Annotated in this window: 20 protein-coding genes and 1 tRNA gene; 11 read left to right on the top strand and 10 right to left on the bottom strand. The window is 72.8% G+C overall.

Annotation, left to right across the window (positions count from 1 at the left end; translation table 11 throughout):
* Window positions 1-111: 111 nt before the first annotated feature.
* The 4 genes from ABD091_RS11610 to ABD091_RS11595 all read left to right on the top strand — a co-directional run bounded on the left by ABD091_RS11610 (window position 112) and on the right by ABD091_RS11595 (window position 4638).
* Window positions 112-1203, top strand: a complete 1092-nt coding sequence (locus ABD091_RS11610; RefSeq protein WP_343918550.1) for a sugar ABC transporter substrate-binding protein — start codon at window positions 112-114, stop codon at window positions 1201-1203.
* Between the two features lie 116 nt (window positions 1204-1319).
* The gene (locus tag ABD091_RS11605; protein ID WP_343918548.1) at window positions 1320-2096 is read left to right on the top strand and encodes an ATP-binding cassette domain-containing protein; all 777 of its coding nucleotides are present in this window, start codon (window positions 1320-1322) and stop codon (window positions 2094-2096) included.
* Between the two features lie 20 nt (window positions 2097-2116).
* Window positions 2117-3391: a sugar ABC transporter permease gene (locus tag ABD091_RS11600; protein ID WP_343918546.1), complete on the top strand. Its 1275-nt coding sequence runs from the start codon at window positions 2117-2119 to the stop codon at window positions 3389-3391.
* Between the two features lie 8 nt (window positions 3392-3399).
* Window positions 3400-4638: an ROK family protein gene (locus ABD091_RS11595; RefSeq protein ID WP_343918544.1), complete on the top strand. Its 1239-nt coding sequence runs from the start codon at window positions 3400-3402 to the stop codon at window positions 4636-4638.
* Between the two features lie 14 nt (window positions 4639-4652).
* Here the strand turns inward: ABD091_RS11595 and ABD091_RS11590 are convergent, their stop codons facing one another.
* The 7 genes from ABD091_RS11590 to ABD091_RS11560 are packed head-to-tail and all read right to left on the bottom strand — an operon-like array spanning window position 4653 to window position 12348.
* Entirely contained in the window at window positions 4653-5816 is a 1164-nt protein-coding gene (locus ABD091_RS11590) for an ROK family protein (protein ID WP_343918542.1), read from the bottom strand.
* A gap of 2 nt (window positions 5817-5818) precedes the next feature.
* The gene (gene xylA, locus ABD091_RS11585; RefSeq protein ID WP_343918540.1) at window positions 5819-6985 is read right to left on the bottom strand and encodes a xylose isomerase; all 1167 of its coding nucleotides are present in this window, start codon (window positions 6983-6985) and stop codon (window positions 5819-5821) included.
* Window positions 6982-8397 carry a xylulokinase gene (gene xylB / locus ABD091_RS11580; protein ID WP_343918538.1) on the bottom strand — a complete coding sequence of 472 codons (1416 nt, stop codon included), beginning with the start codon at window positions 8395-8397 and terminating at the stop codon, window positions 6982-6984. Before xylB ends, xylA begins: the two co-directional genes overlap by 4 nt.
* Window positions 8398-8429: 32 nt before the next feature.
* Entirely contained in the window at window positions 8430-8945 is a 516-nt protein-coding gene (locus ABD091_RS11575; RefSeq protein WP_343918536.1) for a hypothetical protein, read from the bottom strand.
* Window positions 8946-8976: 31 nt separating this feature from the next.
* Entirely contained in the window at window positions 8977-9249 is a 273-nt protein-coding gene (locus tag ABD091_RS11570; RefSeq protein WP_343918534.1) for a DUF7218 family protein, read from the bottom strand.
* 55 nt (window positions 9250-9304) lie between these two features.
* Window positions 9305-10960 carry an amidohydrolase gene (locus ABD091_RS11565; RefSeq protein ID WP_343918532.1) on the bottom strand — a complete coding sequence of 552 codons (1656 nt, stop codon included), beginning with the start codon at window positions 10958-10960 and terminating at the stop codon, window positions 9305-9307.
* A gap of 44 nt (window positions 10961-11004) precedes the next feature.
* Window positions 11005-12348: an FG-GAP repeat domain-containing protein gene (locus ABD091_RS11560; RefSeq protein WP_343918530.1), complete on the bottom strand. Its 1344-nt coding sequence runs from the start codon at window positions 12346-12348 to the stop codon at window positions 11005-11007.
* A 161-nt stretch (window positions 12349-12509) separates the two neighbouring features.
* On the opposite strand from ABD091_RS11560, the gene ABD091_RS11555 reads away from it, so the two are divergent.
* A complete protein-coding gene (locus tag ABD091_RS11555; RefSeq protein WP_343918528.1) occupies window positions 12510-13550 on the top strand; it encodes a LuxR C-terminal-related transcriptional regulator in 1041 nt (346 codons plus the stop codon).
* A 10-nt stretch (window positions 13551-13560) separates the two neighbouring features.
* Here the strand turns inward: ABD091_RS11555 and ABD091_RS11550 are convergent, their stop codons facing one another.
* Window positions 13561-14616, bottom strand: a complete 1056-nt coding sequence (locus ABD091_RS11550) for an AraC family transcriptional regulator (protein ID WP_343918526.1) — start codon at window positions 14614-14616, stop codon at window positions 13561-13563.
* 212 nt (window positions 14617-14828) lie between these two features.
* On the opposite strand from ABD091_RS11550, the gene ABD091_RS11545 reads away from it, so the two are divergent.
* The 6 genes from ABD091_RS11545 to ABD091_RS11520 all read left to right on the top strand — a co-directional run bounded on the left by ABD091_RS11545 (window position 14829) and on the right by ABD091_RS11520 (window position 22948).
* Window positions 14829-15386, top strand: a complete 558-nt coding sequence (locus ABD091_RS11545) for a 2,4'-dihydroxyacetophenone dioxygenase family protein (protein WP_343918524.1) — start codon at window positions 14829-14831, stop codon at window positions 15384-15386.
* Window positions 15386-16468: a zinc-binding dehydrogenase gene (locus ABD091_RS11540; protein WP_343918522.1), complete on the top strand. Its 1083-nt coding sequence runs from the start codon at window positions 15386-15388 to the stop codon at window positions 16466-16468. Before ABD091_RS11545 ends, ABD091_RS11540 begins: the two co-directional genes overlap by 1 nt.
* A 127-nt stretch (window positions 16469-16595) precedes the next feature.
* On the top strand, window positions 16596-18089 hold the full coding sequence (locus tag ABD091_RS11535) for a WS/DGAT/MGAT family O-acyltransferase (protein WP_343918520.1): 1494 nt from the start codon (window positions 16596-16598) through the stop codon (window positions 18087-18089).
* On the top strand, window positions 18086-19588 hold the full coding sequence (locus ABD091_RS11530) for a wax ester/triacylglycerol synthase family O-acyltransferase (protein ID WP_343918518.1): 1503 nt from the start codon (window positions 18086-18088) through the stop codon (window positions 19586-19588). Before ABD091_RS11535 ends, ABD091_RS11530 begins: the two co-directional genes overlap by 4 nt.
* Window positions 19585-21909: an alpha/beta fold hydrolase gene (locus ABD091_RS11525; RefSeq protein ID WP_343918514.1), complete on the top strand. Its 2325-nt coding sequence runs from the start codon at window positions 19585-19587 to the stop codon at window positions 21907-21909. The genes ABD091_RS11530 and ABD091_RS11525 overlap by 4 nt, the downstream gene beginning before the upstream one ends.
* A 28-nt stretch (window positions 21910-21937) precedes the next feature.
* Complete coding sequence (locus ABD091_RS11520) at window positions 21938-22948, top strand: NAD-dependent epimerase/dehydratase family protein (RefSeq protein ID WP_343918512.1); 1011 nt, start codon at window positions 21938-21940, stop codon at window positions 22946-22948.
* A gap of 63 nt (window positions 22949-23011) precedes the next feature.
* Here ABD091_RS11520 and ABD091_RS11515 read toward each other — a convergent pair.
* Together ABD091_RS11515 and ABD091_RS11510 are read right to left on the bottom strand one after the other, a co-directional pair.
* Window positions 23012-23084: transfer RNA gene (locus tag ABD091_RS11515), tRNA-Thr, on the bottom strand.
* Between the two features lie 90 nt (window positions 23085-23174).
* A complete protein-coding gene (locus ABD091_RS11510) occupies window positions 23175-23354 on the bottom strand; it encodes a hypothetical protein (protein ID WP_343918510.1) in 180 nt (59 codons plus the stop codon).
* Window positions 23355-23447: the final 93 nt, after the last annotated feature.

Below are 23447 nucleotides of genomic sequence, written 5' to 3'. Positions count from 1 at the left end.
CCTCTTTACGTGACCACGGTCACGTCCATATGTTGTTTGCGACAACATATGCATGACGGTCTCGCACCCTGCGAGCCGGTGCGCGATCGAGATTTCCAGGAGGCGGTTCGCGTGAAGCGGAAGCACAGTTTGGTCCTCGTCCCCCTTCTCGGTGCCGCGATGGCGCTGAGCTCGTGCGGGAGCGACGACGGCGACACCGGGTCGGGCAGCGACTCGGGAAGTGGCTCGGCCGACGGCAAGATCGGCGTGATCCTCCCCGACACCGAGTCGTCGGTGCGGTGGGAGAGCGCGGACCGTCCGGCGCTCGAGGCCGCCTTCGACGAGGCCGGCGTCGAGTACGACATCCAGAACGCCGAGGGCGACGCGGAGCGGATGACCCAGATCGCCGACACCATGATCGGCAACGGCGTGACCGTCCTCGCGATCGTCAACCTCGACTCCGAGTCGGGTGCGGCCATCCAGGAGAAGGCGGCCTCGCAGGGCGTCGCGACGATCGACTACGACCGGCTCACCCTCGGTGGCTCGGCCGAGTACTACGTGTCCTTCGACAACACCGTCGTCGGCGAGCTGCAGGGCCAGGGCCTCGCGGACTGCCTCGGCGACAAGGACGCCAACATCGTCTACCTCAACGGCTCCCCGACCGACAACAACGCGACCCTCTTCGCCGAGGGCGCCCACAGCGTCCTCGACGAGATGAGCAACTACAAGGTCGTCGGCGAGCAGGCCGTCCCCGACTGGGACAACGAGGAGGCCGCCACGATCTTCCAGCAGCTCTACACCGCTGCGGACGGCAAGGTCGACGGCGTGCTCGCGGCCAACGACGGTCTCGGCGGTGCGGCGATCAGCATCCTCGAGGGCAACGGCCAGGCCGGCAAGGTCCCGGTCACCGGTCAGGACGCCACGGTCGAGGGTCTCCAGAACGTCCTCGCCGGCACCCAGTGCATGACGGTCTACAAGTCCGCCACGCAGGAGGCCGGCGCGCTGGCCGACGCCGCCATCGCGCTCGTCAACGGCGAGGACGCCGAGACCACCGGCACCACGGTCGACTCCTCCGACGACAGCGAGGTCCCCTCGATCCTGCTCGAGCCGCAGGCCATCACCAAGGACAACGTCGGCGACGTGATCGACGACGGCGGCCAGAAGCTCGAGGACGTCTGCACCGGCAAGTACGCGGACCTGTGCACGGACGCGGGCATCTCCTGATCGCCCTCTCCGTCGACTGAGTCCCCTCCCACGGGACGACGCCCGGGCCGTGACCCGGCCCGGGCGTCGTTCATGTTCTGCCGCACAACAAATTCAGCATCATCGGAAGGTGAGTCATGGAGCAACCGCTGCTCGAGCTGCGCGGGGTCAACAAGAGCTTCGGGGTGGTGCACGTCCTCCACGACGTGGACTTCGCCGTCTACCCCGGACAGGTCACCGCGCTCGTCGGTGACAACGGCGCCGGCAAGTCCACCCTGGTCAAGATCATCGCCGGCATCTACGGCCGCGACAGCGGTGACTACCACTTCGAGGGGAGGACCGTGGACGTCCACGGTCCGCGCGACGTCGCCGCCCTCGGCGTCGAGGTCGTCTACCAGGACCTCGCGCTCTGCGACAACCTCGACATCGTCCAGAACATGTTCCTCGGCCGCGAGGAGACCTCCGGCCTCGGCCTCGACGAGATCACGATGGAGTCGAGGGCCCGCGAGACGCTCGCCTCCCTCTCGGTGCGCACCGTGAAGTCGGTGCGACAGAGCGTGGCCAGCCTGTCCGGTGGCCAGCGCCAGACCGTGGCGATCGCCAAGGCCGTCCTCTGGAACTCCAAGGTCGTCCTGCTCGACGAGCCCACCGCGGCGCTCGGCGTCGCCCAGACCCGCCAGGTGCTCGACCTCGTACGCCGCCTGGCCGACCGCGGCCTCGGTGTGGTGCTGATCTCCCACAACATGGGCGACGTCTTCGAGGTGGCCGACCGGATCACCGCGCTCTACCTCGGCCGCGTGGCGGCCGACGTCGCGAGCAAGGACGTGACCCACAGCCAGGTCGTCGAGCTCATCACCGCCGGACGCTCCGGCGACCTCGGCATCTCCGAGAACACCGCCAACGCGACCGTCTGACCACGACCGGAGAATCCACCATGACCACCACCTCCTCCGACGCGGCCACCCCGGCCGCCTCCGGCTTCGACAACGACAACCGCCAGGCCGCCACGATCGCCGACTCGGCGCGCGACTACGTCAACCGCCTCCGTGGCGGCGACATGGGCTCGCTGCCCGCGATCCTCGGCCTCGTCGTGCTGTTCATCGTCTTCAGCTCGCTCCACGACCGGTTCCTCTCGACCTACAACATGGCCAACCTCGTGGTCCAGGCCGGCTCGATCTGCGTCCTCGCGATGGGCCTGGTCTTCGTCCTGCTGATCGGCGAGATCGACCTGTCCGCGGGCGTGGCCGGCGGTGCGTGCGCCACCGTCACCGCGCTCGTCCTCATCGACTACGACTGGACCTGGTGGGCCGCCACCCTCGCCGCGCTCGTCGTGGGGGCGGTGATCGGGAGCGCGATCGGATCGTTGGTGGCCTTCCTCGGCATCCCGTCCTTCGTGGTCACGCTGGCCTTCTTCCTGGGCCTCCAGGCGGTGCCGCTCAAGCTGATCGGTGCGGGCGGGTCGCTGCGCTTCGACGACCCGGTCCTGCGCGGGCTGTCGATCAAGAACGTGCCCGTCACGGCGGGCTGGGTCGCCGCGATCGTGATCGTGGTCGGCTTCGCGGCGCTCTCGCTGTGGCGCTACCGCACGCTGAAGTCCAACGGCCTCGTGCACCGGCCGATCGGCCTGGTGGCCGTCCGGATCGTGCTCTTCTCGGTGGTCGTGCTGCTGCTCACGGCGCTCCTCAGCGCCAACCGCGCGCCCAACCCGGACCTGTTCGAGATCCGGGGCATCCCGTGGGTGCTGCCGGTCGTGGTGGCACTGCTGCTGTTCTGGACCTTCGTCCTCGGCAAGACCCGCTTCGGACGCCACCTCTACGCCGTGGGCGGCAACGCCGAGGCCGCACGCCGGGCCGGCATCAACGTCCGCCGGATCAAGATCACGGCCTTCGTGCTCTGCTCCTCGATGGCAGCGATCAGCGGCATCCTGTCCGCGTCCTACACGGGCAAGGTCTCGCCGGGCTCGGGCGGCGGCAACGAGCTGCTCTACGCCGTCGGCGCGGCCGTGATCGGTGGCGTCAGCCTCTTCGGCGGTCGCGGCCAGGCGATCCACGCCGTCATCGGCGGCCTGGTCATCGCGACCATCCCGAACGGCCTCGGCCTGCTCAACCAGGCGAGCTACATCAACCTGCTGGTGACCGGCGGCGTGCTGCTGCTGGCCGCGAGCGTGGACGCCATCTCCCGTCGTCGTCGTTCCTCCGCTGGGGTCTAGGGGCCCAGGTGAGCGCTCAGCGGCGTACGGGCCTCGGCACCAACCAGGAGGCTGTCCGGCGCCACAACCTCGGCACGCTGCTGCGGCACGTGCACGCCGCCGGCCAGCTCTCCCGGGCCGAGCTGACCACGCTGATGGGCCTCAACCGCAGCACCATCGCGGGCCTGGTGGGCGAGCTGGAGGCGCTCGGCGTGGCCGAGCACGCCAGCCCGTCCGGCAGCGCCCGCCAGGGGGCCGGGCGGCCGTCGGCCGGCGTACGGATCGCGGACGCGGGACCCTTCGTGATCGCCGTCGACCTGGGGGTCGACAAGGCGGTCGTGGCCCGGGTCGGCCTCGGGGGCCGGATCCACCGACGCGCCCAGGCGCCGGTCGTCGGCGGCGGGGAGGCGTGGCAGGTGGGGGCGTCCGTGGCGTCGCTGATCCGGACCGTCGTCGAGGACGCTCCCGCCGCCTCGCCGCTGGTCGGCATCGGGATCAGCGTCCCCGGCCTGGTCCGCCGGAGCGACGGTCTGGTCCGGCTCGCGCCAAACCTCGAGTGGCACGACGTCTCCTTCGGCGGCATCGTCCTCGCGGCCCTCGGCCTCGACGTGCCCGTCTCCCTGGGCAACGACGCCGACCTCGGCGCCCTCGCCGAGCACACCCGCGGCGCCTGCGTCGGGGTCGACGACCTGATCTACGTCTCCGGCAACGTCGGCGTCGGCGCGGGGGTGATCATCGGCGGCCACCTGCTCCGCGGCTACGGCGGCTACGCCGGCGAGGTCGGTCACCTCCGCTTCAACCCCACCGGCCGGCCCTGCCACTGCGGCAACCGCGGCTGCTGGGAGACCGAGGTCGGCGCCCACGCGATCGCCGAGGCGATCCACTGCCCGCCCGACCGGGTCGCCCAGCTCGACGAGGTCCTGGCCGACTTCGGCAAGCCCTCCCCCGAGCTGCGCACGACCGGCACCGCGCTGGGCCACGGCCTCGCCAGCATCGTCAACACCTTCAACCCCCAGACGGTCGTGCTCGGGGGCTACTTCACCTCGCTCTACCAGCTCGTGAGCACCGAGGTGAGCCGCGGACTGGCCGACCTCGCCCTGCCCGCACCGCTGGAGTCGGTGACGCTGACCCTCCCGGGGCTCGGCGGCGACTCGCCCCTGCTCGGTGCCGCCGAGATCGCGCTCGAGCCGTTGCTGGTCGACCCCGTCGCCGCCCTCGACGCCGCGCTCGACGACGTGCACGCGCGCGTCGCGATGAAGGCCGGCTGACCCCAGCCGGCCGGTCACGCCAGGTCGCGCTCTCCCGAGAACACCGGGCCGAGCGACCGCTCGGCGGCGCCGAGCGCCGCGGCCCGGATGCCGAGCGTGCTGGGGCGCAGCTCGGGGCGGACCTGGACGGCCGACGCGAGCCGTGCGTCGAGCGTCCTGCGGGCCGGCCCGAGGACGAGCTCTCCCAGCGGCGCGAAGTAGCCGCCGAGGACGACCACCTCCGGGTCGAGGACGCTGCTGAGCAGGGCGATTCCCAGCCCCAGGTCCTCCCCGACCCGCGCCAGGCCGGCGCGCACGGCGGCGTCGTCGCGCGCCGTCGCCGCCACGACCTCGGCAGTCCGCACCGGGGTGTCGAGCTCCGGCAGGCCGACCGCGGCCAGCATCGCCTGGAGCCCGACCGACGCCTCCCAGCACCCACGCCGTCCGCACCCGCACGCGGCGGTCGAGCTGCCCACCGGCATGTGGCCGACCTCGCCCGCGAAGCCCGCGCCGCCGCTCATCAGCTCGCCGTCCTGCACGATGCCGGCCCCGATGCCGATGGTTCCCGTGAGGTAGAGGGAGTGGGCGACGCCGAGCGCCGCACCGTGGTGGGCCTCGGCGTACGCCGCGCAGTTGGCGTCGTTGCTGACCTCGACCTCGCCGGGAACCACCCCGCGGAGGGCCTCGGCCGGACCCGGGCCGTCGAGGTGCAGGTTGGGCGCCCACGCGACGGTCCGGTGGTCGTCGCGGACCAGCCCGGGGACGGCCACCGTCGTGCCGACCACGGTCCGGTCCGACCCGACGTGCTGGTCGACCACGGCGCGCGCCAGCTCCGGGAGCGCCTCGGAGCCGTCGGCCGGCTGGATCTCGGTGTGGACCGGCTCGCCCGCGAGGTCGAGGACGACGGCGGCGACGTAGTCGACGTTGAGCTCGAACCCGAGCGACACGAACCGGCTGCCCCCGAGGGCGACGGGACGGCCGGGACGTCCGCGGGCGCCGGGCCGGTCGGCCTCCTGCTCGACCACCGCGCCGGCGGCCTCGAGGTCGCCGACGATGACGCCCACGGTGGCCTTCGCCAGCCCCGTCTTCTTGGCCAGGTCGGCGCGAGTCGCCGGACCCTCCCGCCGCAGCGCGCGCAGCACCGCGGAGGCGTTCTGCCGGCGCAGGCCCTCGGTGCCCGCGGCCGGCTTCGCGACCATCGTCAGCGGACCCCGTAGAGGTGCTCCAGCGCCAGCTGGTCGAGCAGCTCGAAACCACCCTGCCGCGCGGCCAGGACGTCCGGGTCGACCAGCTCGGCGGCCTGCAGCTCGCGCCACCCCTCGCCGTCGGCGAGCGTCGGGACCTCGAGCTCGGGGACACGGGCCGCGGCCAGGGCCGACTGCACCTCCGGGTCGGCCCGGAACGCCTTCACCTTCTCGCGCAGGACCAGGTAGTTGCGCATGTTCGCCGCGGCCGAGACCCAGACCCCGTCCTCGCCCTCGGTGCGCGCGGGCTTGTAGTCGAAGTGGACCGGGCCGTCGTAGCCGCCGGCCAGCAGGGTGTCGACCACCCAGAAGGCGCCGCGGACGTTGCCCGCGCCGAAGCGGAGGTCCTGGTCGTACTTCGGGCCGTTCTGCCCGTTGAGGTCGATGTGGAAGAGCTTGCCCGCCCACAGCGCCTGGGCGTAGCCGGCGGCGGCGTTCACGCCGGCCATCTCCTCGTGGCCGATCTCCGGGTTGACCCCGACCATCTCGGGACGCTCGAGCCGCTCGATGAAGGCCAGCGCGTGGCCGACGGTCGGGAGCAGGATGTCGCCGCGGGGCTCGTTGGGCTTGGGCTCGATCGCGAAGCGCATCGAGTAGCCCTGCTCGGTGACGTAGTCGCCCAGCAGGTCGAACGCCTCCTTCATCCGGTCCAGAGCGACCCGGGTGTCCTGCGAGGCGCCGTACTCGGCACCCTCGCGGCCGCCCCACGCGACGTAGACCTCGGCGCCGAGCTCGGCGGCGAGGTCGATGTTCCTCATGACCTTGCGCAGCGCGAAGCGGCGTACGTCGCGGTCGTTGTTGGTGAAGGCACCGGACTTGAAGACCGGGTGGGTGAAGAGGTTGGTCGTCGCGGTGGTGACGGCCAGGCCGGTGTCGGCCAGCCCCTTGCGGAACCGGTCGATGATCGCCTGACGGGTGGCGTCGTCGCTGCCGAAGGGGATCACGTCGTCGTCGTGGAAGTTGACGCCGTAGGCACCGAGCTCGGCGAGCTTCTCGAGCGCGTGGACGGTGTCCATCTCGGGACGGGTCGCGTCGCCGAACGGGTCGCGGGCCTGCCAGCCGACGGTCCAGAGGCCGAAGGAGAACTTGTCCTCGGGGGTCGGGGTGGGGATGTCGGTCGTCATGGCGTGCCTTCCGGTGCGGGGTGGGTGTGGGTCCAGGAGTCGGTGCGGTCGCGGAGGCCGGCGTAGGCCTCGCGGACCTCGGGAGTGGGTGCGGCCTCGAGGACCGTGGTCCCGGCCGCGGGCCACTGCGGCGGTTCGGCCGTGCCCCCGAGCGCCCAGGCCGCCTGCCGCGCGGCGCCGAGCGCCACGTACTCCGACGGGGGCGGGAGAGTCACGGGGACCCCGAGGATCGCGGGGGCGAGGGCCTGCAGGGCGGCGCTCCGCGTCGCGCCGCCGACCATCAGGACGCGGCGCGGCTGCTCGCCGGTCGCCGCCACGAGCCGGTCGACCGCGTCGGCCAGGGAGCAGAGCAGCGCCTCGTAGGCCGCGCGGGCGAGGTCGGCGCGGGTCGTCGACGGCGAGAGCCCGGTCCAGGTCCCGGCGGCGTCGGGCCGGTTGGGGCTCCGCTCGCCGCCGTAGTAGGGCAGCAGGGTGACGCCGCCGGCGCCCGGCGACGACGACATCGCGAGCTCGGCCAGCCCGTCGTGGTCGACACCGAGCCAGCGGGCCTGGAGGTCGAGGATGCCGGCGGCGTTGAGCGTGGTCACCATCGGCAGGAAGCCGCCGGTCGCGTCGGCGAACCCGGTCACGACGCCGCTGCCGTCGGTCACGCGCGTCGCGCTCACGGCCGACGCGACCCCGGAGGTGCCGACCGAGACGAGCACGTCGCCCGGCGCGAGCGCCATGCCGAGGGCGGCACCCATGTTGTCGCCCGTGCCGCCCGCCAGCACGGCACCGGTGCGGGCCTCGCCGGCGACACCGCCGGGGGCGACCACGCGCGGCAGGGCGACGCCGTGACCCAACGCCTGCTCGACCAGGTCGGGCCGCCAGTCGTCGGTCACCGTCGAGAAGTAGCCCGTCCCGGACGCGTCGCCCCGGTCGGTGAAGGGCTCGGTGCCGGGGGCGGCCAGGTGGCGGGAGACGTGGTCGTGGGGCAGCAGCACCCGGGCGACGCGGGCTGCGGCCTCCGGCTCGTGGTCACGCAGCCACCGGAGCTTGGAGGAGGTGAAGGAGGCGACCAGGACGCTGCCGAGGACGTCGGCGCACGCCTGCGGCCCGCCCATCTCCTCGACCAGGTCACGGGCCGCGCCCGCCGATCGGGTGTCGTTCCAGAGGAGGGCGTCGCGGACCGGCACGTCGTCGGCGTCGAGCGCGACCATCCCGTGCTGCTGGCCCGCGACCGCGACGGCGTCGGCGCGGTCGAGCAGCCCCGCCGTGGCCTCGTCGACCGCCGTGAGCCACGCCCCCGGATCCACCTCGGTGCCGTCCGGGTGCGGCACCTGCCGGGCCTCGACGACGTGCCCGTCGTCGGCGTCGACGAGGAGCGCCTTGCACGACTGCGTCGAGGTGTCGACGCCCAGGGTGAGAGCCACGTCACCTATTAAGTACGAGATCTGAACTAAAGTCAACCGTAGCGGGCGACCCCGTCCAGCAGGGCCACCAGCGGCGGTGGTTCCGCCCCGGGTCGCAGCCGTCGACCCAGCTCGTCGGCGAGCGCCGCCTTGCGGCCGCTGCGGGTGCCGACGAAGCGCCGGAGCTGGTCGTCGACCGGACGGTCGCGCCACTCGGGCTGGCCGCAGAACGTCGCCCACCGCTCCTCGTCGCCGATGGCCGCGATCGCCTCGAGGACCTGGTCGCGACCCAGGGCACGGAAGAGCTCCTCCTCGAGGTCACGGTCGCAGAGGAAGACCCCGGCCAGCGGCGGCTCGACCTTCTCGAGGTAGCGCCGCTCACCGACGTCGCCGAGCGCGAGCAGCACCGGGTCCGCGCCGCCCGCACGCAGCTCCTCGGCGTGGCGCCGGACGTTGGTGACGCCACCCATTGCGACCACGACCTCGGGGTCCTGACCGCGCCCGCTCAGCAGGCGGCGCACGACGACGGCGTCGCTCTCGCCCTCGACCAGCACCACGACCCGCGCCACGCGGTCACCCTGCCACGGAACACGTCCGGGCTCAGCGCTCCCGCAGCGCCTCGATCAGCTCGTCCTTGGTCATGTCGGAGCGTCCCTCGACGTCGAGCTCGGCGGCCCGGTCGCGCAGCTCCTCGACCGTCCACTCCTCGTAGGCCGGCGACGAGCCGCCCCGCTTGCCCATCTCGGACCGCGAGGTGTTGGCGGCCGCGTTGGCGATGCGCGCGGACTTCTCCTTGCTGTTGCCCTCGTCACGGAGCTTCTCGTAGAGCTCGTCGTCCTTCACGCTCGGACCGGGGGACTTCTTCTCGGGCACGGCCTCTCCTCTCGTCGGTCTGCTCCGAGGCTGCCACGCGTCGAGTGACCGCACCTCACCCCCGGTGGTAGACCTCGTCGCCCCGGGACCAGGCCGCGACGACCTCGGCCGACCCGATGTGGTCCTCGTGGAGGTCGAAGGGATCGCGGTCGAGCACGACCACGTCGCCGGAGGCCCCGACCCGGAGGTTGCCGGAGTCCTCCTGGTGGTTGGCGTGCGCGGCCCCGCTCGTGTAGGCCTGCATCGCCTGGACCAGCGTGAGCCCCTGGTCGTCGCGCATCGGCGGCTCCTCGTCACGCTCGTCGGTCGTGCGCGACGAGCGGTTGACGAGCACGTGGATGCCCTCCATCGGGTCGGGCGGGTTGATCGGCCAGTCGGAACCCCCGGCGACCAGCGCGCCGCTGTCGACGATGTCGGCGAAGGGGTACTGCCAGTCCCGCCGCTCCTGGTCGAGGTAGGGCTCGACCATCTGCACGGCCGGGGTCTTGTAGCGCGCCCACATCCCCTCGACATTGGCGATCGCGCCGAGGAGACGGAAGCGGTTGCGGTCGGCGGGGGCGACGAGCTGGAGGTGGGCGAGCTGGTGGCGCTGGTGGCTCCAGCCGTTGTGGCGGCGCGCGGCCTCGATGGCGTCGAGCGAGGTCCGGACGGCCCGGTCGCCGAGGGCGTGGAAGTGGGCCTGGAAGCCGGCCCGGTCCAGCGCGACCACGGCCTCGGCGAGCTGGTCGGGCCCGAGGAAGGTCAGGCCGCGCTCCCCGCCCTGGCAGGGACAGCGCGCGCCACCGAGGTAGGGCTCGTCCACCGCCATCGTGAAGGTCTCGGAGACCCCGTCGACCATCAGCTTGACCGACCCGGCGTCGAGACCCGCCTCGCCGAGCCGCTCGCGCTCGGCCACCAGGTCCTCGACCTGCTCCGGACCGCGGTGGCGGTCCCACCAGAGCGCCAGCCGCACGCGGGCGGTGAGCTCGCCGGCCTCGACGAGGTCGAGGTAGGCCTGGGTCGGGTCGTCGATCCCGGCGTAGCCGCCGACCAACGCGTCCTGCCACCCCACGATCCCCCACTGGTGCAGGTGCGCCTGGGCGTCACGCAGGGCGTCCCGCTTCTCCTCGCGGGTGGTGTCGACGTGCCGGTGCACCAGCAGCGCGGCCGCCTCGCGCAGCGTGCCGGTCGGGTTGCCGTCGGCGTCGCGCTCGATCCAGCCGTCGGGCGGGTCCGGGGTGTGCCGGTCGATGCCGGCGAGCTCGAGGGCCCGGGTGTTGACCCACGCGTTGTGGTGGTCGTTGCTCGGCAGGAACGCAGGTCGGTGGGGCACGACGCGGTCGAGCTCGGCGGCCGTCGGTCCGGTGTGCTGATCGAAGTGCTCGAGTGACCAGCCGCCCGCCCGGAACCAGCCGTCACCCGCCTGCTCCGCCGCCGCGTCGGCGATCTTGTCGAGGCAGTCGGCCGCGCTGTCGCAGTCGGTCAGGAGGGCGCTGCGCATCTCGAGCCCGCCGATGAGCGGGTGGACGTGGGCGTCGTGGAACGCCGGCATGACCAGCCCGCCGTCGACGTCGACCTCCTCGACGCCGTCGGACACGGCGGCCATGTCCTCCCGGACCCGGTCGAGCGGGCCCACCGAGTGGATCACCTGTCCTCGTACGCCGAGCGCGTGCTCGTGGTGGTAGGCGAGGCCGTCGAAGAGCCGCCCGTTGGCGAAGATGAGGTCAGCCATCCGACCGACCCTAGGCGCCGCTGCCGGAGCGACGCCCCCGGCCCCTAGCCCGTCCAGGCGATGAGCTGCACCGGGCCGGGGTTCTCGCTCTCGGCGTTGCCGCCGTTGAGCACCACGAACTGAGCACGGTTGCCCACCTCGACCGCGGCGACGCTGTTGCTGTCGCCCCCGGCTCCGGGGACCTCGTGAGGCTGCCAGCCACCTCCCGCCGTACGGACGAACACGCCGTCGGCGGGGTTCCCGGACCCGGTGGAGGCGACCAGGCCGTAGACGTCGGTCCGGCCGTCGCCGTTGATGTCGCCCACCGCGACCCGCCAGCCGCGGCCACCCGCAGGAGGGGTGCCGATGCGGACGGTGGTGCCGCTCAGGCCCGCGGCGGTGCCGGCCCGGTAGGCGAACCCGGCGTCGTCGGCGAAGACGAGGTCGAGGATGCCGTCACCGGTCAGGTCTGCCAGCTCGACGCCGTTGACGGCGGGCAGCGGGACCTGCCCGCTCCGCCCGATCTCGGTGAAGCCCCCGCCGTCGTTGCGGTAGAGGCGCGGCCTCTGGTTGGCGTAGGCACCGGTGAGCAGGTCGTCGCGGCCGTCGTGGTTGTAGTCCCAGGTGATCGCGAATCGGTTGCCGGTGTTGGGCTGGGTGACGTTCCACTCGGTCCCGGCCCGGAAACCGCGCCACTCGCCCTGCGCGTTGTCCCCCAGGTTCACGAACACCTTCGACTGCTCGTTGTAGGGGTAGCCGGACTGCTGGTTGCACGGATCGCCGGAGGCATTGCGCTCCTTCTGCGCCCCCACGAACAGGTCGTCCCACCCGTCCCCGTTGACGTCGAGCACCGCGATGTGGCGGCCGCGGGTGCAGGGCTCACCGACCCCGGAGGCGGTGGCGACGTCGCGGAACGAGCCCGCCGACGTCTGGAGGAAGAGCTCGTTGTTGATGCTCTCGTCCTTCAGGCGGTTGCTGCGGTAGCGGCCGGCGGCACAGTAGAGGTCGGGCAGCCCGTTGCGGTCGACGTCGGACCACGCGCACGAGTGGCGGTCGACCAGGCCTCCCTCGGGGCTGGGGCGCGGCATGACGGCACCCACTCCCACCCGGGTGAAGGTGCCGTCGCCGTTGTTGCGACGCAGCTCCCCGGCGTTCCTCATGTGCAGTGACATCGAGAAGTCGACGTCCCCGTCGCCGTCGTAGTCGACGGGCGTGACGTCCCACGACGGCGTCGAGGGCCAGCTGATCCCGGCGGCGGCCGCGCGGTCGACCAGGTTGGGCGACGGAGCCAGCGCCGCGCTCGCCACCACGGTGGCTCGACCGGGCACGCCGGCGGCGACCCCGGACCCCAGTGGTACGGCGACCATCGCGAGGGCCGCGCTCGCGGCCACGACAACACTTCTGCGCACGTCTGACTCCTGACTGCTACCTCGTGGAACAACCCTTTCCTCGTGGATAACAGGAGTCACACCAGCCCACATCCGTGCAGCACACAGATCCACACAGTTCCCCAGTCCGGCGTACGCGCCGGTCGACTGGTCCACGCAATACTCCCGGGGAGGGGGTCGAGATGACGGTGCCGGCAGATCGAGCGCAAGCGTGGTCTCCCACGGACGCGCCGCCCCAGGCATCGCTGACGAGCCGGGAGCGGACCGTGCTCAGGCTGGTCGTCGAGCGCTACGACAACCAGGACATCGCCGACCTGCTGACCATCTCCAAGCGCACCGTCGAGACCCACATCGCCGCCCTGCTGCGCAAGCTGGACATGCCGGACCGGCGGACGCTGATCTCCGTCTCCGGTCCCGACGGGTTCCGCCGCCGGCTGACCTCGACGATGCGCACCGTCCGGGACCCTGCCCAGGTCCGGGTCATGTCCTCGAGACTGGTCGGGCGCCACCTCGGTGCCGACCGTGCGCACTTCCACGAGATCGACCTGGCCGGCGGCACGTTCGTCGTCCACCCCGGCTACGCCGACGGCCAGCCACCGATCGCGGGACGCTACCGGCTCCGGGACTTCAGTGATGCCACTGTCCGGACCGCGCTCCTGACCGGCGGCACGCTGGTGGTGCGCGACGCCCAGCGCGAGCTCGACCCCGAGACCGCCGCCGCCTGGTCCTCGCTCTCGGTCCGGTCCGCGGTGGCCGCGCTCGACTCCCGCGACGGTGTCTGCGTGTCCGCGCTGGGAGTCACCTCGGCGCGACCCCGCGACTGGAGCTCCGAGGACGTGGCCCTGCTCGAGGAGACCGCCGAACGCACCTGGACCCACCTCGACCGGCTGCGGCTGCGCCTCGAGCTCCAGGTCGAACGCCACCGCTTCGAGTCCCTCGCCGACTCGCTGGGCGACCTGGTCTGGCGCACCGACACCGACGGCTGCCTCGTCTATGCCAACCCCGCCTTCTCCCAGTTGACCGGGCGGGGACGAGGTGACACCACGGCGGGGCTCTTCTCGTCGGACCTCCCCCGCGACGGTCTCGCATGGAGCGGCCTCGCACAGCTCCACCGGGCCGACGGCAGCACCGTCGAGCTCGAGGTCCACCTCACCCCGGAGGCGGCTGCGGACGGCACGCTCGCCGGCCAGCTGGGCACGGCGCACGACCAGGACGGCCGCTGATCGGCAGGGCTCAGGGCTCGACCGGAGGGATCCCGACCGCCGCCGGACCGGCGGCCGCCTGCCGGGGGCTCCGCAGCTGCTCGCGGAGCTCGGCCGGGCCGGTGCCGAACCATCGCTTGACCGAGCGCGTCAGCACGCTCTGCTCGGCGTAGCCGAGCTCACGGGCGACCTGCACGAGGCCGAGGTCGGTGTCGCGCAGGTAGTGCTCGACGAGCTCACGGCGGGTGTCCTCGAGCACGTCCCCGAAGGTCGTTCCCTCCGCGGCCAGCCGCCGCTGGAAGGTCTTGGGATGCATCGCGAGCTGGCGGGCGACCAGCACCAGGGTCACGGCGCCGGTGGGCAGCAGCTGGCGCACCAGTCGGCGAGTGGGGGCGACCGTCCCGCCCTCGTCGGTGCTCACCAGCCCGTCGAGGTAGCGGAGGATCACCTGGTGGGCCTGGCTGTCGCCCGTCAGCGGCTTGGCGAGGTCCTCGGTGCGCATGGTCAGGCCGCTGCGCCGCTCCTGGAAGTGCGGCGGGCAGGCGAAGTAGTCGCGGTAGTCCTCCTCGTCGGTCAGGGGAGCGTGGTCGAGGTGGACGCTCACCGGCTCGTAGGCGTCGCCGCGCAGGAACCGGAACACGTCGAGCGCGATGCCCAACGACAGCTCGGTGGTGTGCCGGTGGGCCGGGATGCCCGACGCCACGACCTGGAACGAGAAGAAGGTGCGCTCGGGGTCCGGCAGCGGCTCGGCGGCCACCGCGATCGCGGGGCTGTAGGCCGACAGGTAGGTCGTGAAGATCTCGAGTGCCTCGCCCATCGTCGCGGCCGTCCGTGCCGCCACCCCCACCGGTCCCAGGATCTCGATGCCCTGCCGGGTCGCCAGCTGCCGCCCGAAGTCGGGAGCCCCGGTCGCCTCCGCCCCCAGCTCGACGGCGATGACCAGGCTGCGATAGCTGATGAACGTGTCGTGGTCCCCGGCGTCGCTCGGTCGCACGCCCGCCGATCGCAGCAGCGGGTCCGGGTTCGCGCCCAGCTCGCGGACCAGCTCGCGGTAGCCGAGCAGACCTGAGGCGCGGATCACACCCATGTCTCGAACTGTCAAACGGTTGTCCCCTTCTGTCAAGACGAGGAGACGATCGTCACGTCATGCTTGACACACGCAGCAGGCACCGGGATCGGCTGGAGACCAGCCCACCGGAGCCCGGCCGGCCCGAGCCGGCCCGCTGCCGGGGCTCGACGGCCGAGCCCATCTCCCGTTGTCGCCTGAGGTTCAGGCGCGCCCGAAAGGACCCTGCCCGCATGACCGCCACCACTCCCGTCCCGGCCACCACCTCGACCGGGGCGATGCTGCCGCTCGTCGCGCTCCCCCAGGGCGAGCTGCTCACCGTCGACACCAACGACCAGCCGCTGATCGTCGACGCGCTCGGCCCCGGCGTGCACTTCAAGCCGCTCCGCCTCGACCTCGAGCTCGGCGAGTGGGTGGTCCTGGCCACCTTCGCGCCGGGCGTCGAGCTGCCCCTCCACTACCACACGGGCGCCGTCGACGCCTGGACGATCAGCGGCTCCTGGCACTACGTCGAGTACCCCAAGCAGCCGCAGACCGCCGGCTGCTACCTCTACGAGCCCGGCGCCTCGGTCCACACCTTCAAGGTCCCCGAGGAGAACACCGGCGACACCGTCGTGCTCTTCCGCGTCAGCGGCGCCAACATCAACTTCAACCAGGACGGCAGCTTCCACTCCATCCTCGACGCCGCCCTGATCGCCCACCTGACCTCCGCCCTCGGCGAGGCCCAGGGTCACGGCTCGGTCAACTACATCGGTGGCGGCGCGGCCGACTTCACCAGCGAGGACCAGTGATGCGCGCCGTCGTCCTGTCGGAGGGCGAGCTGACCGTCCGCGAGCTCCCCGAGCCCGTCCCCGGCCCGGGCGAGGTGCTGGTCGAGGTGCTCGCGGCGGGGATCTGCGGCTCCGACAAGAGCTGTGCCGTCCACGCGGACGGCTTCAACCGCGCCTCGCAGGCCCTGATGGGCGTCGACCTGCTCGACCTCGACCAGCCGATCGTCTTCGGCCACGAGTTCGTGGCCCGGGTCGTCTCCTACGGTCCCGACACCCAGCAGCAGCTGCCCGTCGGCACGCGGGTCGTGTCGATGCCGATGCTGCTGCGCCAGCAGCCGGTGCTCCTCGGCTTCGCCGGCCAGGAGACCCCCGGCGCGTACGCCGAGCGGATGGTGCTCTCCGAGGCGCTCCTCATCCCGGTGCCGGACCAGCTCCCCACCGAGGTCGCCGCACTGACCGAGCCGCTGGCCGTCGCGCTGCGCTCGGTCAACCGGGTGGAGACCGCGGCAGACGACGTGCCGCTGGTGCTCGGCTGCGGGCCGATCGGCCTGGCGGTCATCGCCGTCCTGAAGATGCGCGGAGTGGGCCCCATCGTGGCCGCCGACCTGTCCGCGGAACGCCGCGACCTGGCCAAGGTCCTGGGCGCCGACGTCGTGGTCGACCCCGCCACCGAGTCGCCGTACGAGGCGTGGACGTGGGCGGCTGCCACCGACGACCCTGCCCGCATGGCCCCGCCGACCGCGGTGTTCGGCCAGATCCCGCTCCGGCCCACCGTGGGTTTCGAGTGCACCGGAGCTCCCGGCCTGCTCCAGCAGCTGATCGCCGGCGCGCCCGCGGGGTCGCGGATCTCGGTCGCGGGGATCAACCTCGACCCCGACACCATCGAGCCGGCCCACGGGATCCTGAAGGAGCTGGACATCCGCTTCAGCCTCTACTACTCGCCCGAGGAGTTCGCCGCGACCGTCGCCCACCTGGCGTCCGGTGAGCTCGAGGCCGCGCCGCTGATCACGGGCACGGTCGGGCTGGAGGGCGTCGCCGACGCGTTCGCGCGCCTGGGCCACCACCCCTCGGACGCCAAGGTCCTCATCGACCCGTCCGCCTGAGCCACGCGGCTCGTCCCGGACGCCGCCGCGTCGCCCCGGAGGGGCGGCGCGGCGGCACCCCGACTCCCTGCTCCCTGCCCCCTGCTCCCTGCTCCCTGCTCGATCACCTGCACCACAGAAGGTCCCCGTGCACGCTCTCTCCAGTCTCGACACGTTCTTCCTCGCCGCCGAGGACGGCCGGACGAACACCAACGTCTCCGCACTCGCCATCGTCGACGGCCTCCGGGCCGACGGCTCCCGGCTCACCCGCGAGCACCTCGTCGACCTCGTCGGTGAGCGGCTCCACCTGCTGCCGCCGTTGCGCTGGCGGCTGGCCGAGGTGCCCTTCGACCTCGGCCACCCCTACTGGGTCGACACCGACGTCGACGTCGAGTTCCACGTGCGCGAGCTCGGGCTGCCGGCCCCCGGAACCACCGCCCAGCTCGAGCAGCAGGTCGCCCGGCTGGCGGGCCTGCCGATGGACCGCACCCGTCCGCTGTGGGAGATCTGGCTGCTGCACGGCCTGGCGGACGGCCGTGTCGGCGTGCTCACCAAGCTGCACCACGCGGCGGTCGACGGGGTCTCGGGCGCCGAGATCATGGGAGTCCTGTTCGACGGCTCGCCCGAGGGTCGTGACCTCGCCCCTGCTCCCCCGTTCCGCGGGGAGCGGGTGCCCGGCCAGGTCGCGCTGCTCGGCCGCGGGCTCTCGGACGCCGCCCGGCACTCCCTCCGGGCGCTCGGCGCCGGCTGGCGGACCCTGACCCACCTCGACCACGTGCCCACGGTCCGTGGCCTCCCCGGCACCCGCACTACCGGGCGGACCGCCCGACGGCTCGCCGAGGTCGCGGGCATCCGTGAGGACGGCGACCTGCTCGACGCGCCGCGACTCGAGTCCCCACGGACCCACCTGAACGGCACCATCTCCCGGCACCGCCGGCTGGCCACCGTCTCGCTGCCGCTGGACGACGTCCGGCTGCTCAAGGACCGCCACGGCACCACCGTCAACGACGTCGTCGTCGCGCTGTGCGCCGGCGCCCTCCGCTCGTGGCTGGGATCCACGGCCCGGCTTCCTGCCGAGCCGCTGGTCGCCGCCGTCCCGGTCTCGGTCCGCACCCGTGCCGAGCAGGGCACCTTCGGCAACCGCGTCGGAACCATGGTCGTCCCGCTGCCGACCGACGAGGCCGACCCGATCGACCGGCTCCGGGCCTGCCGCGCGGAGCTGGCGGTCGCCAAGGAGCGGCACCGTGCGATCCCGGCGACGCTCCTGCGCGACTCGACCGAGCTGGTGCCCCCGGTGCTGTTCGGCCGGGTGACCCGGGCGCTGACCCGGCTGGCCGCGACCGAGGGCCTCTCGCCCGCGGCGAACGTCGTCATCTCGAACGTCCCGGGTTCGCGGCTGCCGCTCTACTGCGCCGGCTCCCGCGTGCTCGAGCACTATCCGGTGAGCACGATCAGCGACAGCCTCGGCCTCAACATCACCGTCTTCAGCTATCTCGACCAGCTCAACGTGGGCCTCGTCGCCGACCGGGACCTGGTCGACGACCTCGACGGACTGGCCGAGGCCCTGCGCGCCGAGCTCGCGACGCTGCTCGCGGCCGACGCCACGACGGCTCCCGCGCCGGCCGCGGAGGTGGCCCGATGAGGCGGCTCTCGAGCTTCGACACCCAGTTCCTGGCCGCCGAGGACGGCCGGACCCACACCCACGTCGTCCAGCTGACCGTGGTGGAGGGGACGACGTACGACGGCCGGCCGGTGACCCTGGAGACGGTGCGCTCGGTCATCGCCGAGCGGATCCACCTGCTCCCGCTGTTCACCATGACGCTCCGGACGGTGCCCTTCGACCTCGACTACCCGGTCCTGGTCGAGGACCCCGCCTTCGACCTCGACGACCACCTGTGGGAGATGGCGCTGCCCTCCCCCGGGACCGACGAGCAGCTCGGCGACCTGGTGGCGCGGGTCGCCTCGCGCCCCCTCGACCGCGGGCGCCCGCTGTGGGAGGTCTACGTGGTGCGTGACCTCGCCGAGGGTCGCGTCGCCGTCCTGACCAAGATCTCCCACGCCCTCGTCGACGGCGTCTCCGGCCTCGAGCTCCTGAGCACCCTCCTTGACGTGGCCCCCGAGGGGCGCGACGTCGAGCCGCCGGACCAGCCCCGGGAGCTCCCGGCGCCGCCGTCCGACCTGTCGCTCCTGGCCCGTGGCGTGGCGTCGCTGCCCCGCCAGCAGGTCCGGATGCTGTCGGCGCTGCCGGCCACGCTGCGCCACCTCGACCAGCTCCCGACCATGCGCACCCTGCCGGGGACCGGCCCGCTCACGCGGGCCGCGGACGCGGTCTACGGGCTGATCACGCGGGACCGAGACGGTGCCATCCTGGAGCGCCCGACCGGGCCGGGCCCCGAGGTGTCCTTCGGCGGCCGGATCTCCGCGCACCGCCGTTTCGCCTTCGGAACCCTCGACCTCGACACCGTCAAGGCCGTCAAGGACACCAAGCCCGGCCTGACCGTCAACGACGTGGTCGTCGCGGTCACCGCGGGTGCCGTCCGGCGCCGCCTGCTGGCGCGCGGGGACTCGGTCACCGAGCCACTCGTGGCCTACGTCCCGATCTCGGTGCGCACCCCGGGCACCGGCTTCGGCAACCACATCGCCTCGCTGATCGCCGAGATCCCCACCGACGAGCCGGACCCCGTGGCGCGGCTCGAGCGGTCGCACGCCACCATGCAGTCGGCCAAGACCCGGCACCGGGCCACCCCGGCGACGCTGCTGACCGACGCCAACCACACGGTGCCGCCGGCCCTCTTCGGCCGGGTGGCCAGGGCGATCAGCTTCACGGCGGCCAACGGCCTGATCGACCCGGCGTTCAACCTCACGGTCTCCAACCTTCCCGGCTCGCGGATCCCGCTGCACCTCGCGGGGGCGAGGGTCGTGTCCCAGCACCCGGTCAACCTGGTGTTCAACGGCCACGGCCTCGCCGTGACGTTGCTCAGCTACCAGGACCGGCTGGACTTCGGGCTCACCGTCGACCGGGACAACTTCCCCGACGTCTGGCACCTCGCGGCGGACCTCGAGGCCGCGCTCGCCGAGCTGGCCGAGGCCGTCGGCGTGCCGACCCGGCGCACCCGCCGCGCACCGAGGCGGCGCCGATGAGCGCCGGGGGACCGCACGGCATCGACGCGGTGCCGGCCTGGCGCCCGCCGTGGTGGCTCGCCCTGCGCGAGCTGCTGTCGCTGTGGCGGGCCGCCCTCTCGCTGCTGCCCGTTCCGGCCCAGCCGCCGGGAGGGGGCCGGGCCGCGGCCGTCGTGCTCGTGCCCGGCTTCCTGGCCGGCGACTGGTCGCTGCGCCCGGCCGCACGCCACCTGCGCAGGCGGGGCTTCCGCACCCACCGGAGCGGGATCCGCCTCAATGCCGGCTGCACCAGCGACCTGGTCGACCGCCTCGAGCGGCGGGTCGCCGCCGTGGCGGCCGCCGAGGGGCCGGTCGCGCTCGTCGGTCACAGCCGGGGTGGCACCCTGGCCCGCCTGGTGGCCGCCCGTCGTCCCGACCTGGTGCGCCAGGTGGTCACGCTGGGCAGCCCCCTCACCCACCAGCTCGCCGCCAGCGAGCGGGTCCTCGGCGTGGCCGAGGCGATCGCACGGCGGAACCGCCGCCACTCGCCGCTGTGGCTCGACGACGACTGCCTGCGCGGCGCCTGCGCCGAGCGCACCGGCCTCGCCCTCGCCGCGCCGCTCCCGACCGAGGTGCGTCTGACCTCCGTCCACACCCGCGGCGACGGCATCGTCGTCTGGAGCTCCTGCGTCGCACCGGGTGCCGTCCCGGTCCGCGTCCGCGGCAGCCACAACGGCCTCGCCAGCAGCCGCTCCGGCCTGCGCGCCGTCGTCCGGGCCCTGGCCCCGGTCACGACATTCCCCGTCCCACCCGTCCACGACACCGACACCACCGGGGCGCCCCGCCCCACACCTCAGGAGGAGAACACCATGAACCTCGCCGGCAACCTGCGGCACACCGCCGTCAGCCACCCCACGCGGGTCGCCGTCCGGCTCGACGAGCACGAGACCACCTACCGCGAGCTCGCCGGCGCCGCTGCCCGGGTCGCCGGTTGGCTGCGCACGATGGGCGTGCAGCCGGGCGACCGGGTCGGGGTGCTGCTGCCCAACCTGCCCTCGATGCCGGTCGTCTACTACGGCATCCTCTGGGCCGGCGCCGTCGTGGTGCCGATGAACCCCCTGTTCAAGGCCCGCGAGATCGGCTACGCCCTCGCCGACTCCGGCGCCGCCGTGCTCTTCGCCTGGGACGCCGCCACGGAGGAGGCCGCCAAGGGAGCCGCCGATGCCGGCGCGCTCCACGTCCCCGTCGGCCCCGGCTTCGCCGACGAGGTCGCCCGGCACCAGCCGATCAGCCTGGAGGTGCGGCACGCCGCCGACACCGCCGTCGTGCTCTACACCTCGGGCACCACCGGGTCGCCGAAGGGCGCCGAGCTCACCCACAGCAACATGAGGCGCAACGCCGAGGCGTGCCGCGGCTTCCTCGGGCTGACCGAGCAGAGCGTGGTCTTCGGCGGTCTGCCGCTGTTCCACTCCTTCGGCCAGACGGTCTGCATGAACACCGGCTTCCTGGTCGGCGCCACGCTCACCCTGCTGCCCCGCTTCGAGCCGGGCGCTGCGCTCGAGGTCATCCAGCGCGACGAGGTCACGCTCGTCGGCGCCGTCCCGACCATGTACGTCGCGCTCCTCCAGCACCCCGACCGGGCGCGCTTCGACACCTCGACCCTGGAGCTGTGCGTCTCGGGCGGCGCGTCGCTGCCCGTGGAGGTGCTGCACGGGTTCGAGGAGGCCTACGGCGCCCCGATCCTCGAGGGCTACGGCCTGTCCGAGACCAGCCCGGTCGCCTCCTTCAACCACCCGGACCGCGAGCGCAAGGCCGGCTCGGTCGGGCAGCCGATCGAGGGCGTGGAGTTCCGCCTCGTGGACGAGGACTGGAACGACACCCCCGAGGGCGAGGTCGGGGAGATCGCAATCCGCGGCCACAACGTCATGAAGGGCTACCTCAACAAGCCCAGCGCGACCGCCCAGGTGCTGCAGGACGGTTGGTTCCGCACCGGTGACCTCGCGCGCCGCGACGAGGACGGCTACTACTTCATCGTCGACCGCGCCAAGGACATGATCATCCGCGGCGGCTACAACGTGTACCCCCGCGAGATCGAGGAGGTGCTCTACGAGCACCCGGCCGTCGGGTCGGTCGCCGTCATCGGCGTCCCCCACGAAACCCACGGCGAGGAGATCGCCGCCGCGGTCGTGCTGAAGGACGGCGCCGCGGCCACCCCCGAGGAGCTGCGGGACTACGTGCGTGAGCGCGTGGCGGCGTACAAGTACCCGCGCATCGTCTGGCTCACCGACGCCCTGCCGCTGGGCGCCACCGGCAAGATCCTCAAGCGCGAGATCACCGTGCCCGCCGACGTCGCCGGCGCCTGACGCGCCACCCGGAAGGAAGGAACACACCATGGCAACCGTCGACGAGAGCGCCCGACCGGCCCCCCGACTCGACCTCCACGTCTTCATCACCGGCGCGAACGGCTTCATCGGCCGTGCGATGGCCGCCCGCTTCCGCGAGCTGGGTGCCACGGTCACCGGCGTCGACCTGGTCGCCGACCCCGACCGCGGCGTCGTCGCCGGCGACACCACCGACCCCGAGTCGTGGGCCGGTGCCCTCGACGGGGTCGACGTCGTGGTGCACACCGCGGCCCTGCTGGGCCCGGCGTACAGCCTCGAGCGGGCCTGGCACGTCAACGTCTTCGGGACCCACCAGGTCCTGCGTGCCGCGGTGGACGCGGGCGTCCCGCGCTTCGTCCACTTCTCCTCGATCATGGCCTACGGCTTCGGCTTCCCCGACGGCGTCGACGAGACCTACCCGGTACACGTCGACAACGACGTCTACACCGACACCAAGGTCAACTCGGAGGCCGTCGTCCTGACCGCGCACGCCGCCGGCGAGATCGACGTGACCGTCGTCCGACCCGGTGACGTCTGGGGACCGGGCTCGGTGTGGGTCCGGGTGCCGATGCAGGAGATGGCCAAGCCGACCGGCTTCCCGATCCCGGACGGGGGCAGGGGCGTCTTCTCCCCCGTCTACATCGACAACTTCGTCGACGGCATGGTCCAGGTGCTGGCGAAGCCGGACGACTCCCGCGGGCAGGTCTTCAACATCACCGACGGCGTCGGCGTTCCGTGCTCGGACTACTTCGGTCGCCTGGCCGAGATGGGCGGCGGACGCCTCGTGACGCTGCCGGTCCGGATCGCGGCCCCGCTGGCCGACCTGGTCGGTGGCGTGATCCGCCTGCTCGGCACCCACAGCGACCTCGCCGCCGGCACGATGTACATGCTCAACCGCCGCGGCACGGTCTCCATCGCCAAGGCGCAGAAGGTGCTGGACTACCAGCCGCTGGTCTCCTTCGACGAGGGCATGGCCCGCGTCGAGGAGTGGGTCGCCACCGAGGGCCTGGCCCGGTCCTGACACACGGAGGTCGTCCCCCGGTCGTCACCACGGCCGGGGGACGACGTCGCGAGGGGCCTGCGGAGCCGCCTGTCGGAATCGAACCGACGACCTATTCATTACGAGTGAATCGCTCTACCGACTGAGCTAAGGCGGCGTGCTGCCCGGGACGTCGAACGCCCGGGCAACCCGGCGAATCATACCGACGGGGTGCCCGGGCGTCGAAACCGCGGGGCGCGCGGGAGGGTCAGGCGGCGACGAGGGCGCGGGCCACGCGGGCGCCCTTGCCGGTGAGCGTGGTCTGCTCGGAGCCGCACCAGCAGGTGAAGGACACCGTGATGCCGAGCTCGTCGTTGGTCATCGCGGTCACCTGGCTGGTGAAGATCAGCTGGGTGCGGTCGCAGGCGGTGCAGTGGTGGCTGAACACGGGGGTCCTCCTCAGAGTCTCGTCGACGTTGCACCACTGATTCTCCGGGACACGGATCCATAGAGGTAGCCTGTCTTTTCAGCAGAACCTCAA

Source organism: Nocardioides aestuarii (genome assembly GCF_039527245.1).
Classification (GTDB): Bacteria; Actinomycetota; Actinomycetes; order Propionibacteriales; family Nocardioidaceae; genus Nocardioides; species Nocardioides aestuarii.
This window is presented reverse-complemented; position numbering and strand designations above follow the sequence as displayed.